16 protein-coding genes are annotated in these 14,923 nt (G+C 62.3%); 8 read left to right on the plus strand and 8 right to left on the minus strand.

Annotated elements, in window-relative coordinates:
• Positions 1–120: 120 nt before the first annotated feature.
• A complete protein-coding gene (locus tag M2400_RS27180) occupies positions 121–2,418 on the minus strand; it encodes an acylase (protein WP_259199016.1) in 2,298 nt (765 codons plus the stop codon).
• Between the two features lie 240 nt (positions 2,419–2,658).
• Here M2400_RS27180 and M2400_RS27185 point away from each other — a divergent pair, with 240 nt between their 5' ends.
• The gene (locus tag M2400_RS27185; RefSeq protein ID WP_177129007.1) at positions 2,659–3,036 is read left to right on the plus strand and encodes a fe2+ zn2+ uptake regulation protein; all 378 of its coding nucleotides are present in this window, start codon (positions 2,659–2,661) and stop codon (positions 3,034–3,036) included.
• A gap of 1 nt (position 3,037) precedes the next feature.
• On the opposite strand, the gene M2400_RS27190 is transcribed toward M2400_RS27185, so the two are convergent.
• Positions 3,038–3,232 (minus strand): hypothetical protein, encoded by a 195-nt coding sequence (locus M2400_RS27190; protein WP_177041777.1) that lies wholly within the window; start codon positions 3,230–3,232, stop codon positions 3,038–3,040.
• A gap of 173 nt (positions 3,233–3,405) precedes the next feature.
• On the opposite strand from M2400_RS27190, the gene M2400_RS27195 reads away from it, so the two are divergent.
• Entirely contained in the window at positions 3,406–3,543 is a 138-nt protein-coding gene (locus tag M2400_RS27195) for a hypothetical protein (protein WP_003207572.1), read from the plus strand.
• A 58-nt stretch (positions 3,544–3,601) separates the two neighbouring features.
• Here the strand turns inward: M2400_RS27195 and M2400_RS27200 are convergent, their stop codons facing one another.
• The 5 genes from M2400_RS27200 to M2400_RS27220 are packed head-to-tail and all read right to left on the minus strand — an operon-like array spanning position 3,602 to position 8,035.
• Complete coding sequence (locus tag M2400_RS27200) at positions 3,602–4,360, minus strand: ABC transporter permease (RefSeq protein WP_177041958.1); 759 nt, start codon at positions 4,358–4,360, stop codon at positions 3,602–3,604.
• 14 nt (positions 4,361–4,374) lie between these two features.
• Positions 4,375–5,574 carry an ABC transporter substrate-binding protein gene (locus tag M2400_RS27205; RefSeq protein WP_010171568.1) on the minus strand — a complete coding sequence of 400 codons (1,200 nt, stop codon included), beginning with the start codon at positions 5,572–5,574 and terminating at the stop codon, positions 4,375–4,377.
• Positions 5,561–6,364, minus strand: coding sequence for an ABC transporter ATP-binding protein (locus M2400_RS27210; protein WP_177041773.1), 804 nt, complete (start codon positions 6,362–6,364; stop codon positions 5,561–5,563). The genes M2400_RS27205 and M2400_RS27210 overlap by 14 nt, the downstream gene beginning before the upstream one ends.
• Positions 6,361–7,422, minus strand: coding sequence for an acyl-CoA dehydrogenase family protein (locus M2400_RS27215; protein WP_177041772.1), 1,062 nt, complete (start codon positions 7,420–7,422; stop codon positions 6,361–6,363). Before M2400_RS27215 ends, M2400_RS27210 begins: the two co-directional genes overlap by 4 nt.
• A gap of 52 nt (positions 7,423–7,474) precedes the next feature.
• Positions 7,475–8,035 (minus strand): carboxymuconolactone decarboxylase family protein, encoded by a 561-nt coding sequence (locus M2400_RS27220; RefSeq protein ID WP_177041770.1) that lies wholly within the window; start codon positions 8,033–8,035, stop codon positions 7,475–7,477.
• Positions 8,036–8,137: 102 nt separating this feature from the next.
• On the opposite strand from M2400_RS27220, the gene M2400_RS27225 reads away from it, so the two are divergent.
• Positions 8,138–9,043 (plus strand): AraC family transcriptional regulator, encoded by a 906-nt coding sequence (locus M2400_RS27225; protein WP_177114663.1) that lies wholly within the window; start codon positions 8,138–8,140, stop codon positions 9,041–9,043.
• Here the strand turns inward: M2400_RS27225 and M2400_RS27230 are convergent.
• Positions 9,034–9,951 carry a LysR family transcriptional regulator gene (locus M2400_RS27230; RefSeq protein ID WP_177114661.1) on the minus strand — a complete coding sequence of 306 codons (918 nt, stop codon included), beginning with the start codon at positions 9,949–9,951 and terminating at the stop codon, positions 9,034–9,036. The two genes, M2400_RS27225 and M2400_RS27230, sit on opposite strands and share 10 nt — an antisense overlap.
• A gap of 119 nt (positions 9,952–10,070) precedes the next feature.
• On the opposite strand from M2400_RS27230, the gene M2400_RS27235 reads away from it, so the two are divergent.
• From M2400_RS27235 to M2400_RS27255, 5 genes are all read left to right on the plus strand, one after another.
• Positions 10,071–11,066, plus strand: a complete 996-nt coding sequence (locus M2400_RS27235) for an aldo/keto reductase (RefSeq protein ID WP_259199015.1) — start codon at positions 10,071–10,073, stop codon at positions 11,064–11,066.
• 166 nt (positions 11,067–11,232) lie between these two features.
• Complete coding sequence (locus M2400_RS27240) at positions 11,233–13,227, plus strand: methyl-accepting chemotaxis protein (RefSeq protein WP_259199014.1); 1,995 nt, start codon at positions 11,233–11,235, stop codon at positions 13,225–13,227.
• 90 nt (positions 13,228–13,317) lie between these two features.
• Positions 13,318–13,773: an SRPBCC family protein gene (locus M2400_RS27245; protein ID WP_177076451.1), complete on the plus strand. Its 456-nt coding sequence runs from the start codon at positions 13,318–13,320 to the stop codon at positions 13,771–13,773.
• 154 nt (positions 13,774–13,927) lie between these two features.
• The gene (locus M2400_RS27250) at positions 13,928–14,374 is read left to right on the plus strand and encodes a DUF411 domain-containing protein (RefSeq protein ID WP_259199013.1); all 447 of its coding nucleotides are present in this window, start codon (positions 13,928–13,930) and stop codon (positions 14,372–14,374) included.
• Positions 14,375–14,377: 3 nt separating this feature from the next.
• The gene (locus M2400_RS27255; RefSeq protein WP_259199012.1) at positions 14,378–14,818 is read left to right on the plus strand and encodes a YqaA family protein; all 441 of its coding nucleotides are present in this window, start codon (positions 14,378–14,380) and stop codon (positions 14,816–14,818) included.
• The last annotated feature ends 105 nt before the right edge of the window (positions 14,819–14,923 follow it).

Here is a 14,923-nt window from a genome sequence, read left to right on the forward strand (position 1 = left end):
TGAAGTTTTTAATGCTTCAGTGCGTTCGATGGGCGCAATTATGTACTCATTTGCCAGGGCTTGCAACCCCTTGATTTCAAAAAATATTCTCTCAAGGGGCATCGATTCCCGTGGGCTACCCTACCGCCCGGCCTCTTCCTTGTCACGGATAACCTGCAATTGGTACTGCGGGTCCGCCTTGATCTGCTCTTCGGTAAACGGCAGCGGGCTGAGCTTTTTCTCGGAGAACGCCTGGGTCTGGTCCTTGAAGTATTTCGACGCCGGGTCGCTGGACAAGGAGAACGCCAGTACGCCCTCGGCCTTCGGGCCCTTCTCGTCGAACGTCACGATCTGCAGGTAGCTGCTGCCGCTGACCACCTCGCGTTTACCATCCGCCCGGGGCACGCTTTGCATGGCGTTGTACACGCCCAGCTCTTGCGGGCCGCCATGGATCGGCGTTTGGCCCGAGACCTGGATATCACCCCAGCGGCTGTCGGCGGTCAGCCCGCGTTTGGCCACGTCGGCGGCTGAGGCCAGCATCGCGTCATGCAGTGCCTTGGCCACGTTTGCTCGCTCGACCGCCAGCCCACGCGGCGTGGTCAGCGGTTGCGCAGGGTCGAAGCCCACCTTCCACGCATCGGGCGCCTGGGCCAGTTGCTCCGCCAGGTTCATGAAGTGCACCAGGCCCAGGCCGCTGTCGAGGTTGGCCCGCTGGTCCCAGCTTTTCAGGCTGTCGCACACTGATTTCACGCCGGCGTCTGCACCCGCGCAGAATTTCAGCAAGTCAGGCATGACCTGGCCGGCGAGGTACACCTGGTTGTCCATGACCATGTTCTGCAAGTCGACGACCTTGATCGGCTGCTTATCGAGTTCCTGCAAGCGCTGCAAGGCGAAACGGGCACGTGGGCCCAGGCCGATTTTTTCCTGGCTGATCACCGGTGAGAAACCGGTCAACGGAGCCTTGGGGTTGACCAGCCATGCCGAGTCGTTGGAGTGCTGCACATAGTCAGTGCGCTCAAGTTGCGGCAGTTGATCGGCCGGGAAGATCCCGGCCTGGGCGGCGCGCGGGTCTATGTCCCAGGCGCAGGCGCTGCGGGAGCCGTCGAGCATGATGAACTGCAGGCCGACGCGCGGGTCGCTGCACTGCGCGAGTTTTTTCGCGCTGACGTTCGGCACCACCGACAGGTTCATGTACAGGCTCTGGCCCTGGTCATCCGCCGCCACGGTGTTGACCCACGGGATGCCTTGCAGGGTGTGCACCGAGGCTTGCAGGTCCTTGAGGTTCGCGGCGCGGTTCATCGCGTACCACTGTTGCAGCACCCGGTCGTTGCCCAGGTTGGCGTCCCGCAGGCTGAAGGCATATTTGTTGTCCCAGTCCAGCTTGCCCGGCCATTGCACCACCGGGCCGAACTGCGAGCTGTAGACGGTGCGGGACTGTTGCTTGGTAGTGCCGTCGGCGGCTTTCACCGTCACCTTGATAGTGGCTTTGTCCATGGGCACGGATTTGCCGTCCAGCAGGTAGCGGGTCGGGTCTTTCGGGTCCAGGGTCAGGCGGTACAGGGTGAAGTGTTTGGAGGTATCGACCGTGTGGGTCCAGGCCACGTGCTGGTTGAAGCCGATGTTGATCACCGGCAGCCCCGGCAAGGCAGCGCCCATCACATCCAGTTGGCCGGGAATGGTCAGGTGCATCTCGTAGAAACGCATGCCGCCCACCCAAGGGAAATGCGGATTGGCCAGCAGCATGCCGCGGCCGTTGAACGAGCGGTCGCGGCCCACGGCAACAGCGTTGCTGCCGCGGTCCAGGGCGAAGCGTTGCTGGTTGGCGGCGGCCACCTCAAACGCCTTGGCGTCCATTTGGGCGACGGCATTCGGCGGCGTGGCGCCCACCAAGGCCTCGGCAAACTGCCCGACGCCACCTTCCACCAGCAGCCGGCGGGTCACCTTGACCAGGTCTTCAGCCGTGATCGGCCGTACCCATGCCGCCTGGCACTGCGCCGGCAAACCCTGGGCGGTACGCTCCTTGAGGTAACGGTTGTAGCCGGCGACATACCCTTCGATGCGCTGCTGCATCGCCGGGGTCTGTGCCTTCCAGAACGCCGCAACGGCCTCGGGCGTGTTCAGCCAGGTGAAGAACACGTCGTTGGTGAGGTTGTTGCGCCCTTCCAGGGTGGCCTGCTCAGGGCCAAAGTACCTGGCGCGCTCGCCGTTGACCGTCACCACCTCATTGGCCAACAGGCAGAGGTTGTCCTGGGCATAGGCGTAACCGATGCCATAACCCAGCCCGCGCTCGTCGCTGGCCCGGATATGCGGGACACCAAAACCGGTACGGCGAATCTCGGCCGAGGCCTGTTGCTCCTGCACCCGCGCCGTGGCGCAAAGACTCAGCCCCAGCAACGCCCCAGCCACGCACACCCTGAACAACCCGTTGGAAATAATCACGCAGACTCCACAGCCAAATTAAACACCGTGACGAGGGACAGCTTCGCCAACACCTCAGTAAAGACGTAAACACCCGGAAAAATTTAGAAGATCCACGGCGTGAGCCAACGGTATTTATGTCTCCAGGATGTTACCGACAAAATTTCTACATCCTGCACTTCATGATTTCGGCTGCTCGTACGTCTTATTAGGTAAGAGCACCATCATTTTCCTGATCAGGCTCTGATAAGGAGTTTTTGCATGTACAACCCGCAACTGCCCACGGAAGGACACTCATCCATGCATGACGGCGCGTTTGGCTCCGGCAACCAGGCGTTCGGCAAGGCGCCGGAACACGGCAACCAGCGCATTCGTCATTTGCTCAAATGTTTTGGCTTGCGCACCAGCCTGATCCGGCTGAAAGTCATCGACGCCCTGCTGACCGCCGCCGACAACCAGCGCACCCTCGGCGTGCGGGGCGTGCACAGCCATTTGCTGGAGCTGGGCATCCCGCTGTCGTTTCTCAGCGTGCGCGAGGTGCTCAAGCGCCTGTGCACCGAAGGCGTGATCACCCTGAACGCCGACAAGAGCTACAGCCTGCACGAGCAGGCTGCCAAAGTCCTGGAGGGCCGGGCCTGACTTACAGGTTAGGCTTGACCTTGCGGCGCATCACACCGTTGATCACCACCACGGTCACCGCCACGGCAATGGCGATGTACTGGAACGTTTTCTCGCTGATGACCCCGTTGGTCTGCAGGTAGGACAGGCCAAACATCGTCCCCAGCACCACCAGGGAAATCAGAATCGAATATTTCAGACGTTGCTTTTGGGTCATGACGGGTTCCTGAAGCTGAAAAATTGTATCCACTTTGTATCGACGGCCACACCAAGCACATACCCATTGCCGGGGATGGACTGGGGTCGGCGGGGTCTCATGTTACAGGCGATGAAAAACTTTGGCTTGCACAACGCCTGATTGAACCTGTGAGCACCCTAGAGGATTTTGAAATGCTTCGTCGAATCACACTGCTGATTCCCTTGCTGATCATGCTGAGCATGAGTGGCTGCATCATATTCCCCCACGGCGGTGGCGGTTGGCACGACCATCGCTACAGCGAAGGCGGACCTGGGTATTACCATCGCTGATCGCGCCGCATAAACAACAAACCCGACATCTCGTCGGGTTTGTTGTGAAAGGCCAGGCCTAACTGTTTGCACCATGCACCCAACGCTGATGCAACCACCGCGCAAACGCGTCCAGGGCAAACCCCAACAGGCCGATCAGCAGCACCATCGCCATCAGCTCCGAGTAAGCCAGCCGGTCGCGGGTGTCGAGGATGTAATAACCCAGCCCGGCACTCACCCCGAGCATCTCGCACGGCACCAGCACGATCCACAGAATGCCGATGGCCAGGCGCACACCCGTCAGCACATGCCCCATTACCCCGGGAATAATCACCCGGCGCAAGGTTTCCCAGCGCGTGGCGCTCAGGCTTTTGCTCAGTTGCAGCCAGCGCGGGTCAAGCTGACGCACGCCCGCCGCCGTATTAAGCAGAATCGGCCACACCGCCGCGAACGCCAGCAGGAAGTAGATCGGCTGGTCGCCCACCCCCATCAACATCACCACGATGGGCATCCACGACAGCGGCGAGATCATCCGCAGAAACTGGAAGGCCGGCGTGGTCGCCGCCTCCAGCTTGCGCGAACTGCCCACCAGCAAGCCCAACGGCACGCCAATCAGCAACGCCAGGAACAGCCCGACGAAAATCCGCTTGAGGCTCACCGCAATGTTCAGGTACAGCTCGCTGCGCCCCAACAATTCCCACAGGCTGGCGAAGGTCGCCGACAGCGAAAACCGCGCAGACAAACCGTCTGCACTGCCAAACACCTTCACTCCCAGCCACCAGAGCAACAACAAGCCAGCCAGCCCGCTCAAGCCGAGCAGCCAGCCCGGCAACGCCAAGGTTTTGCCGTGGTTCAAACGCCAATCTCCTCGTTTCGCTCGAAGCCTTCCGGCAGGCCGAAGGTCTTCATGCCGCCGACTGCCGCGATGGCGTTACGCACGAAGCGGTCATCCACCAGGTCTTTGGCGACGAAGGCAGGGTCGAGGTCGGCGAGGAATTTCTTGTCGCCCTCGATCAGCGTGTCTTTCAGGCGGCGTACCAGTTCTTCGGTGTAGCTCGGGAATGGGTACGGTTGGAAGTCGATGCGGTGTTCGTCCCAGTTGGCGTGCTGGATCGCGCCGTCGGCGAGGTACGCCGCCCGGTCGCTGGCAGCCGGCGCCAGGACTTTGCGCAGCACCGGTTCGGCGTGCGGGGTGTAGCGGTTCTCGCCGTCCTTGGACAGCAGCTTCACCGCTTCTTCGCGGTTGTCGCGGGTCCAGACCTGGGCCTTGACGATGGCATTCACCACCTTCTGCGACCATTCCGGGCGGTTGGTCAGGTCGTGCTCGTGCATGAACACCACGCAGCAGGCGTGGTTGCGCCACACATCGCCGGTAAAGCGCTGCACACGACCCACATTGAGGTTTTCCGCCAGGGCGTTGAACGGCTCGGCGACGATGTAGCCGTCGATGCGCTTGCTGGCCAGGGCTGGCGGCATGTCCGAGGGCGGCAATACGATCAGGTTGACCTCGTTGGCGGCAATCGCGCTGCCGGCGGCGCGGGCCACCGGGGTCAGGCCGTTGTCGCGGAACAGCTGCTGCACCACCACATTGTGGATCGAGTACCAGAACGGAATCGCCACCGACTTGCCGCCCAGTTGCTTCACGTCGGTAATCCCCGGGGACACGGTCAAGCCCGAGCCGCCCACGTGGTTCCAGGCCACGACCTTGGCCGGCACCTTGCTGCCATAACGGGCCCACACGGTCATCGGCGACAGCAGGTGAATCACGTTGACCTGTCCCGAGATAAACGCCTCGATCACCTGGGCCCAACTGCGCAACAGCACCGGGCGCTCGGCCTTGATGCCTTCGGCTTCGAACAGGCCATTGTTGTGGGCCACCAGCAGCGGCGTGGCGTCGGTGATCGGCAGGTAGCCGATGCGCACCGGTGCGTCCGGCTCACTGGCCGCTCGGGCCTGCAAGCTGCTGAGCAGTGGCAAGGCCCCGGCGGCACTGAGCACGGCCGAGAGTTTGAGAAAGTCACGGCGCGAGTGAGTGAGGTCATCCAGACACATGGCAAGGCTCCAGCAGTTCATTGGGTTGGGGGTTAGTGCGGCTCGCCTGCCGTAGGGTTTTGAGAATCTCGATGCGCAGGATGCCGATGGCTTCCACCTGTTCTTCCCGCGGTTGCGGCAGGTCGATGCGCCATTCGCCGAGGGTCCGCGCCGGGCGGTTACCCAGTAGCAGAATCCGGTCGGACAGCAGCAGCGCTTCGTCGATGTCATGGGTGATCAGCACCGCCGCCGAGCCTTGCTCGCGATTGACCTTGAGCAGCAAGTGCTGCATGTCGGCACGGGTCACTTCATCCAGGGCGCCGAAGGGTTCGTCCAGCAGCAACACCTGCGGCTGGCGGGCCAGGCAGCGGGCCAACGCGGTGCGCTGGGCCATGCCGCCGGACAGCGCCGCCGGGAATTGCTGGCGAGCGTGTTCAAGGCCCACGGCGTGGATCGCGTGGTCGATCCGGCTGCGTCGCTCTTCAGGGCTGAGGTGCGGTTGGCGGGCGAAGTCCAGGCCGAAGGCCACGTTCTTTTCCAGGCTCAGCCATGGCAGCAGGCTGGGGTCCTGGAATGCCACCGCCACTCGCGGATGCGGGCCGTCCAGCGGCTCGCCCAGCAGGCTGATGCTGCCGCCCTGGGGCGCCTGCAAACCGGCCAGCACCCGCAGCAGGCTGGACTTGCCAACGCCGCTGGGGCCGAGGATCGACACCACCTCACCCGGCTGCAGTTGCAGGTCAAAACCTTCCAGCACCGAATTGCCCGCGTACCCCAGGCAAATCCCCTGGGCGTGCAATACCGCCTGGCTCATAGATTGGCCTGACGGTTCAACTCGGTGCGCAACTGCACCAGGCTCGGGGTCACGATCGGCACAAATGCTGACTCGCGCCAGCGCCGGGCAAAGCCGCTGCCGTGGGCGGTCAGGTAGGCCTTGCCGCCGCTGGCTTGCAGTTCAAGTTGAACCGCGCTGGCGGCAATTTCGGCGAGGGCAATGCGCAGGCGGAACAATGGCACCGGCTCAGTACCGAAGCGGCCACTCAGCAGGCCTTTCTTGAGGTCGTTGACTGCCTGTTCCAGCGAGGTACGCAGCACTTCCAGTTCTTCGCGCAATACGGTGCGGCTGGAGCCCAAGTGATTGGCCACCTCGGCCAGCGAACGCCGGGCCAGGCCGATGGACATGCCGCATTGCAAACCGAGAAACGCCGGGCGTACGGCCGGCAGGAACTTGCGTGCGTCCTCGTGCAGCAGCCAGTCGCGGCTCAGTTCCACGGCTTCAAAGCCAAGGGCTGCGGTGTTGCTCGATTGCAGGCCCAACAGCTCCAGGTCGCGGGAGCGTTGCAGGCCACTCACTGAATCCGGAATCGCCAGGATAAACGGCGCGCCGCCCTGGGCATGCTCGATGGCCGCCGCCACCACAAACCCGTTCTTGCGCAGGTTGGTCACCCAGTGCAGCCGGCCATTGAGGTTCCAGCCGTCATCCGTCGGCTCGGCGCTGATTTGCAGCGTCTCGATACCAGACAAAAACTTCATCGCGTTGGACAGCCCGGTCGCCCCGGCCAGCTTGCCGCTCAGCAGGTCCGGCAGCAATTGCTCACGCAGCCGCTGGTTAGGGCTTTGCAGCAGATATTCGATAAACGAGCGTTGGCCCCAGCACACAAACGCCGAGGCCAGGGAATGGCTGGCCACATCGGCGATGGCTTCCACCGCGCCGGTGACATCGCCGCCCAGGCCGCCGAGGTCCTTGGGCACACCGATACGTAATACATTGGCCTCTGCCAGCCGTGGCAGCACTTCCTGCGGATCGCAACTGCCCACATCCAGGGCCTGCGCTTGAACATCGAGCCAACGGCTCAAGATTGGGTCAAGCATTCATGTTTCTCCTTGTTACAGCATGTTTACCATCGCGAACGCTTGCGCGCCTTCAGCTTGCCGGTTTTTCCCAACGGTATTGCGCCAGCTCCGGGTTCAGCGGGGTGCGGGCAAACACGTTGGCGAAATTGCACAGGGTGGCCAGGCTCACCCCCAGGATAACTTCCAGCGCATTACCGTCGGTGTAGCCCGCCTCACGGAACGCGGCAAAGCCGGCATCGCTGACATCACCGCGGGTGGCGATCACTTCCCGGGTGAACTCGGCGAGTGTCTCATAACGCGCGTTGGGCAGTTCACCACGCTGGCGCAGGGCGTCGATCACGTCTTCCGGCAGCTTGGCCTTGTTGCGCGCTACGGCAGTGTGCCCGGCGACGCAGAAATCGCAACCGTGGGTGGTGGCGGCAATCAGCTGCACCACCTCACGGTCGGCCAGGCTCAGGTCAGACTTGGCGTTCAGGCCGGACACGGTGATGTAGGTTTCCAGTGCCGCCGGGGCATTGGCCAGCACCGCCAGCAGATTGGGGATGAACCCGGAACCCTTCAGGGCATTTTCCAGAAAGGGCTTGGCCGCCTCAGGAGCGGTTTCCAGGGTTAGCATCGGTACGCGGGACATGGAGTGGTCTCCTCATGGATTCGTGTACCAAGTCTGTTGGTTATAAAAAATCCGCTCAATAGTCTAAAGTAGCGATTACTTGCTCTAGAGTCTTTCCGTTAGATGAATTCGTCCAGTGCGCTTGTCGATTGGTTATTAGATAGCCTTGAACTCAACACCAGCCTGTTTCACGTCGGGCGCTACTGCGGCGACTGGCACGCCAGCACCCACGGTTTGGCCAGCGCGAGTTTTCATCTGGTGGTGCAAGGCCAATGCTGGATGCACATCGACGGCGACTTGACGCCCTACCCGCTGAACAATGGCGACGCGGTTTTCCTGCTGCGGGACCTGGCGTACCGCTTGTCCAGCGATGGCACCGCCGCCGGCGCCCAGGAATGCCCGCGCCAACCGATGGTGGCGCTGGACAGCCAGGCGAGCGATGGTGTGGGCCTGGTGTGCGGGTTCTTTCATTTCCAGTCCGGGTTGTCGGCGATGATCGTCGACAGCCTGCCCGCCTGGATCATCCTGCGGGCCGGCGACCCTTCGTTGACCGCCGCGCGTAACCTGTTCGAACTGATCCTGCAGGAATGCGAGCGCACACCGGCGCCCTCGCCCGCGCTGCTGGAGCGCCTTTGCCACCTGCTGTTTCTGTATGTGCTGCGCCAACAGGTGCTGGACAACACCGAACTCGGCGGCCTCGCGGCGCTGGCCCGGCAACCGGCATTTGCCGGCCTGCTGGAGCAGTTGATCGCCCGCCCCGCCGATCCCTGGACCCTGGAAAGCATGGCGGCCTGCACCGGCTTGTCGCGCTCGGCGTTCTTCAAGCGCTTCAATGAGCTGTGCGGCCAGTCGCCGGGGCAAGTGCTGCTGATGATGCGCGTGCGCCACGCCTGCCAATTGTTCAAGCAGGACCAGACCGTGGCCGACGTAGCCCTGGCCGTGGGCTATCAGTCGGTGGCGGCCTTTACCCGGGCCTTCCACAAAGTCACCGGGTTTCAGCCCGGTGCCTATCGCAAGGCTCAAGGCTGACGCTGCAACCCGTTGTCCGGTCGGGCGCAAAGCTCCACCAGCCAATCGACAAAGACCCGCACCCGTTGTGACAACTGGCGGTGCGGCGGGTACAGCGCGGTCAATGGCAACTTCGGCGGTTGCAGGTCCGCCAACACCTCCACCAACGTGCCCGCTTCCAGCTGGCGAACGGCGTGATAGTAAGGCGTCTGCACCAAGCCATAACCCGCTTCACAGGCCGCCAGGTAGCCGTCGGCGCTGTTCACTGCGACTTGCTTGGGCAAGTCCACCAACCGTATGTCATTGCCCATCTGGAACTCCAGGCCATAGCGCTTGCCGCTGGTGCTGGAGAAATATTCGACCACCAGATGGCCGGTCAAATCATCCAGTGTCGACGGCATGCCGAACTGCTGCACGTAGCCGGGACTGGCGCAGGTCACCTGGTCCATCATTGCCAGCGGCCGCGCCACCAGTGACTCGTCCAGCGCCAGGCCACCGCGCAACACGCAGTCCACACCTTCGCGGATGAGGTCTACCGGGCGGTCGTTAAGGCCGATTTCCAGGTCGATCTGCGGGTAGCGCGCGGTGAACTCCGGCAGCGCCGGAATCACCAGGAACCGGCCGATCCCCGACGGCATATCAATGCGCAACGTACCGCGCGGGTTGCGGCGGCTGGTGGAGAACACCGCCTCGGTTTCCTCAAGGTCGGCCAGCAGGCTCACACAACGCTGATAGTAGGCGGCGCCGTCGAGGGTCGGGCTGACCTGGCGCGTGGTGCGCTGCAACAACTGCACGCCCAGGTGCGCTTCCAGTTGCTTGATCAGGATCGTTACCGAGGCGCGCGGCAGTTGCAGGCTGTCGGCCGCCTTGGCAAAGCCGCCCAATTCGACAATCCGCACGAACACACGCATCGCATTAAAACGGTCCACGGGCGGGCTTCCTTCAGGGATTGTTTAGAATTTCATAATAGTGATAGTGGTTTTATCCGGTTTATCCCGCTTTTGTCGAGGGCAACAATGGCGCCCTTCCCTACACAGGAGCTGGACCCATGCACACTCGTCAACTCGGCAAAAACGGTCCCCAGGTTTCCGCCATCGGCCTCGGCTGCATGGGCATGACCGATTTCTACACCACCGGCACCGACACCACCGAAGCCATATATACCCTGCACCGCGCCCTGGAGCTGGGGATCAACCTGCTGGACACCGCCGACATGTACGGCCCCCACACCAACGAAGCGCTGATCGGCAAGGCCATCGCCGGCAAGCGCGATCAGGTGTTTCTCGCCAGCAAGTTTGGCATCGTGCGCGACCCGTCGAACCCGGCGTTGCGTGGCGTGAATGGCCGGCCAGAGTACATCCGCAGCGCCATCGACGGCACCTTGAAACGCCTTGGCGTAGAAACCCTCGACCTGTATTACCAGCACCGCATCGACCCGGAAGTGGCGATTGAGGAAACCGTCGGCGCCATGGCTGAACTGGTCAAGCAAGGCAAGGTGCGTTACCTGGGCTTGAGTGAAGCTTCGGCCGCCACCCTGGAGCGCGCCCACAACGTGCACCCCATCAGCGCCCTGCAAAGCGAATATTCCCTATGGAGCCGCGACCAGGAAGACAACGGCTGCCTCGCCGCCTGCCAGCGCCTGGGCATTGCGTTTGTGCCTTATAGCCCGCTGGGCCGAGGCTTCCTGACCGGCGCCCTGAAAAGCCCGGACGATTTTGCGGCGGATGACTACCGCCGCTTCAGCCCGCGTTTCCAGGGTGATAACTTTGCGAAGAACCTGTTGCTGGTGGAACAAGTGCAGGCACTGGCCGCCGACAAGGGCGTGACCGCCGGGCAACTGGCGTTAGCGTGGGTGCTGGCGCAAGGGGATTACCTGATCCCGATCCCCGGCACCAAGCAACGCAAGTACCTCGAAGAGAATGTCGCCGCACTGGAGGTCAAGCTGAGCCCGACCGAACTGGCGGCCCTGGAGGCGATCTTCCCGGCCAATGCAACAGCCGGGTTGCGTTACCCGGAAGAAGTCATGCAGATGCTGGATAAATAATCCTGCCGGTCTGGATCGGGGCTGGCGTGCCAGCTCCGATCATTCAACGCATGCCGTGCAACTTTCTTGCACCATGGTACCTAAAGCTCCCCCGTCCCAAGCCGATAGCCCTTCGAAGCTCTAACAAAGCCGCGTCGCACAATAAACGCTTCGTAAGGACGACCCCATGCCCTCATTGCGCTCTATCCAAGCCCGTTACACCCTGTTCCTGGTGCTGTTCGTCCTGTTGTTATTCGTATTGACGGTCGTGGGCATCGGACAGTTGGTGGCGCCCACGCTGCGCCACACCGAAGAACAGGTGGTGCTCAATCGCATTGCCGAAGTGGCCGGGCAGATCCAGGGCGAGTTGAACAAGGTCCAGGCCCAGCAACGCACCATCACCCAAACCATCCCGCTGCTGGACAGCGACGCCATCGACAAGGTGCTGCCAGGCCTGGTGGACCAGTACGGCGAATTGAAAGTGTTCGGCGGCGGCATCTGGCCCCTGCCTAACCAGCGCACGCCGGGGCGTAACAAGCACAGCACCTTCTGGCACCGCGATGCCTCGGGCAAGCTGGCGGTCAATACGTTCTGGAACAGCGACGCGGCCCCCAATTATTACGACCAGAGCTGGTACAAGGGCGGGCTCGCCTCACCCCGTGGCCAGTGCGCCTGGGCGGCAGCCTACAAGGATGACGCCAGCCAGGAGCCTCGCACCAACTGCGCGATGGCGATCCAGCGTGACGGCGCGGCGTACGGCGTCGCCACCATCGACGTGACCCTGGGGTTCTTCAACGACCTGGTGGCCAGCAAGGAAAAAGACCTCGGCGCCGAAATGCTGATCGTCGAAGGCGACGGCAAGATCATCAGCAACAGCACGCGCATCAGCGGCCCGGTGGTGTTGAAGAACATCAGCGAACTGACCGGCACTTCCGCATTTGCGGCCCAGGTCAGCGCCGGCCTGGCCCATCGCGACCAATCCCTGCAGCGCAGCGAGTTCGACAATCAGGGCGTGGCCAGCACGTTCTTCATGCGCCCGATCGAAGGTACGCCCTGGTTCCTCGCCACCGCACTGCCGACCTCGCTGATCACCGCCCAGCGTGATGACGTTTTAGGCACCCTGGCGATGCTGCAAATCCCGATGATCCTGCTGCTGGTGCTGCTGCAGGTGTATGCCATCCGCCAGTTGGTGCACCGGATGACCGCGCTGAAGACCAATATCGACGCGCTGTCCAACGGCGATGCCGACCTCACCCGGCGCATCACCATCCGCGCCGAGGACGAACTGGGGGCGATCGGGCATTCGGTAAACCGCTTTATCGTCTACCTGCAAAACATGATCGGCGAAGTGACCGAGGCCACCGGCGCCATGTCGTCGAGCCTCGCACAGTTGCAGCAGACGTCGGCCCAGACCAACCAGATCCTGGTGCGCCATGCCTCGGAAACCGACCAGACCGTCACCGCCATCACCGAGATGAGCTCCACCGCCGACACCGTGGCCGAGAATGCGGCCGAAACCGCCGCGTTCACCCAGCGCGCCAACGAGCACGCCGACCGTTCGCGGGTGGTGGTGGGTGAAGCCTCCCGCAGCGTCAGCGCGTTGATCGGCGAGGTCTCCAGTGCCACCCACACCGTGGAAAACATGCGCCAGGACGCCGCGCGCATTACCGAAACCCTTGGGGTGATCGGCGCCATTGCCGGCCAGACCAACCTGCTGGCCCTCAATGCCGCCATCGAAGCCGCCCGGGCCGGCGAACAAGGCCGGGGGTTTGCGGTGGTCGCCGACGAAGTGCGCGCCCTCGCCGCCCGCACCCAGGCCAGCACCTCGCAGATCAACGAAATGCTCGCACGCCTGACCACCGGGGTGAGCTCTTCGGTGACCGCCATGGAAGCCACCCAGGCCAGCTGCCAGTCCGCAGCTGACGCGACCGCACGGGTGAACACGGGCCTGGATGAGATGGCCGGTTCCGTCAGCCATATCAACAACCTCAGCACCCAGATCGCCACTGCCGCCGAGCAGCAAAGCGCGGTGACCGAGGAAATCAACCGCAGCATGGTGCACATCCGCCATATGGTCGAAGAGCTGGTGCAAAGCGGCCACGCCACGGAACACAACACCCAGAGCCTGCTGGATGCAAATGGCCGGGTTATTGCATTGATGGGACGCTTCAAGGTGCGTTGAAAAATAGCCTGCCGACTCCCGTGCAATGTGCGGGAGCCGGACTATTCTGACAGCTCAAAGTGCTTAGTCTCGCCACACAGGAGGTGTGTCATGCACGCAGTTGAGCACCCGATCCGCCTGGAGCGGATCAGTCAGGAACGCTATATCCAGGCCCCTATCGAAACTGTTTACGACTATGTCACCCAACCGGATCGCTGGCATGAATGGCATCCGACTTCCTTGGGCGCCGACACCGGTATCACCGGTTCATTACCCACCGGGCACCGTTTTACCGAAACCATCGACCTGCTGGGCGTGCGGGTACCCATGAGCTATCGCGTGCAGGTTGCGCAGCGACCGCGGGAGTTCAAGACGGCGTTCACTTCGTTGGCCGTCGACGGTTGTATCCACTATCTGCTGCAAACACAGGGCAGCGGCACACTGTTCAAGCGCATCCTGACCTATGAAACCGAACTGCAACTGACCACCTTGCATGAGCGCATGGTTGCGCTGTCCAATCAGGCCCTTGATCAGCTCAAGCAGCGCCTGGAATCCTCGATTACCTGACAAAACCGTCATCCCCCCCTCAGTTTTCCGACAGCACCAGGCCGTTATTCTGGTGCTGTCGGTTTTTCGTAAAACCTCGTAACACTCCTGGGAAATCCTTTTGTAAAAAGCACGGAGAATGGCCGCCTGTTGCCCTTTATCTGACGAGATGATGATGAAAACCACCCTGCGACTGGCCGCACTGTCGGCCCTGCTTATGAGCCCCTTGGCCCAGGCCGCCGAGTTGATCCCGATTGATGTGCACCGCGATGCCAACTGCGGTTGCTGCAAGAAGTGGATTGCCCACCTGGAAAGCAACGGGTTCAAGGTCAATGACCATGTGGAACCCAACATGAGTGAGGTCAAGCAACGCCTGGGCGTGGCGCCGCGCCTGGCGTCGTGCCACACCGGCGTGATCGACGGCAAGTTTGTCGAAGGCCATGTGCCTGCCGACCAAGTGCTCGCCTTGCGCAAGCGTGATGACTTGCTGGGTATTGCGGCACCGGGCATGCCCATCGGCTCGCCGGGCATGGAGATGGACGGTAGCAGTGATGCCTATCAAGTCATCGGCCTGACCCGTGAAGGTAAGGACGTAGTAGTGGCTGACTACCCGGCACGCTGATTGATGCTTGCCGGTTACCTGGGACTGTTTTTCGCCGCCTTCGGCGCCGCCACGCTGTTGCCGATGCAGTCGGAGGCGGTGCTGGTGGGGCTGTTGATCAGCGGGCATTACAGCCTGTGGCTGCTGCTTGCGGTTGCAACGCTTGGCAACGTATTGGGTTCGCTGGTCAATTGGCTGCTGGGACGCTCGGTTGAGCGCTTCAAGGACCGGCGCTGGTTTCCGGTCAGCCCGAAACACCTGGAGAAGGCCCGCACCCACTATCAACGCTGGGGTCATTGGTCGTTGCTGCTCAGTTGGGTGCCGATCATTGGCGACCCATTGACGCTGGTGGCCGGGGTGATGCGCGAGCCGTTGTGGCGTTTTTTGCTGATCGTGACCCTGGCCAAGGGTGCGCGGTACTGGATACTGGCGCTGCTGACGTTGAGCCAGTTCGCTGGCAGGTAAACGACCACTTGTCGCCACTGTCACTTCTCACAGCTATCCCCCTTTCTGCCTGAAGCGTTCAATCGCTACAGCGACGCTCACCCCTTCCTGGCCTGAGCGTACCCT

Source organism: Pseudomonas sp. BIGb0558, from assembly GCF_024807515.1.
GTDB classification, from domain to species: Bacteria; Pseudomonadota; Gammaproteobacteria; order Pseudomonadales; family Pseudomonadaceae; genus Aquipseudomonas; species Aquipseudomonas yamanorum_A.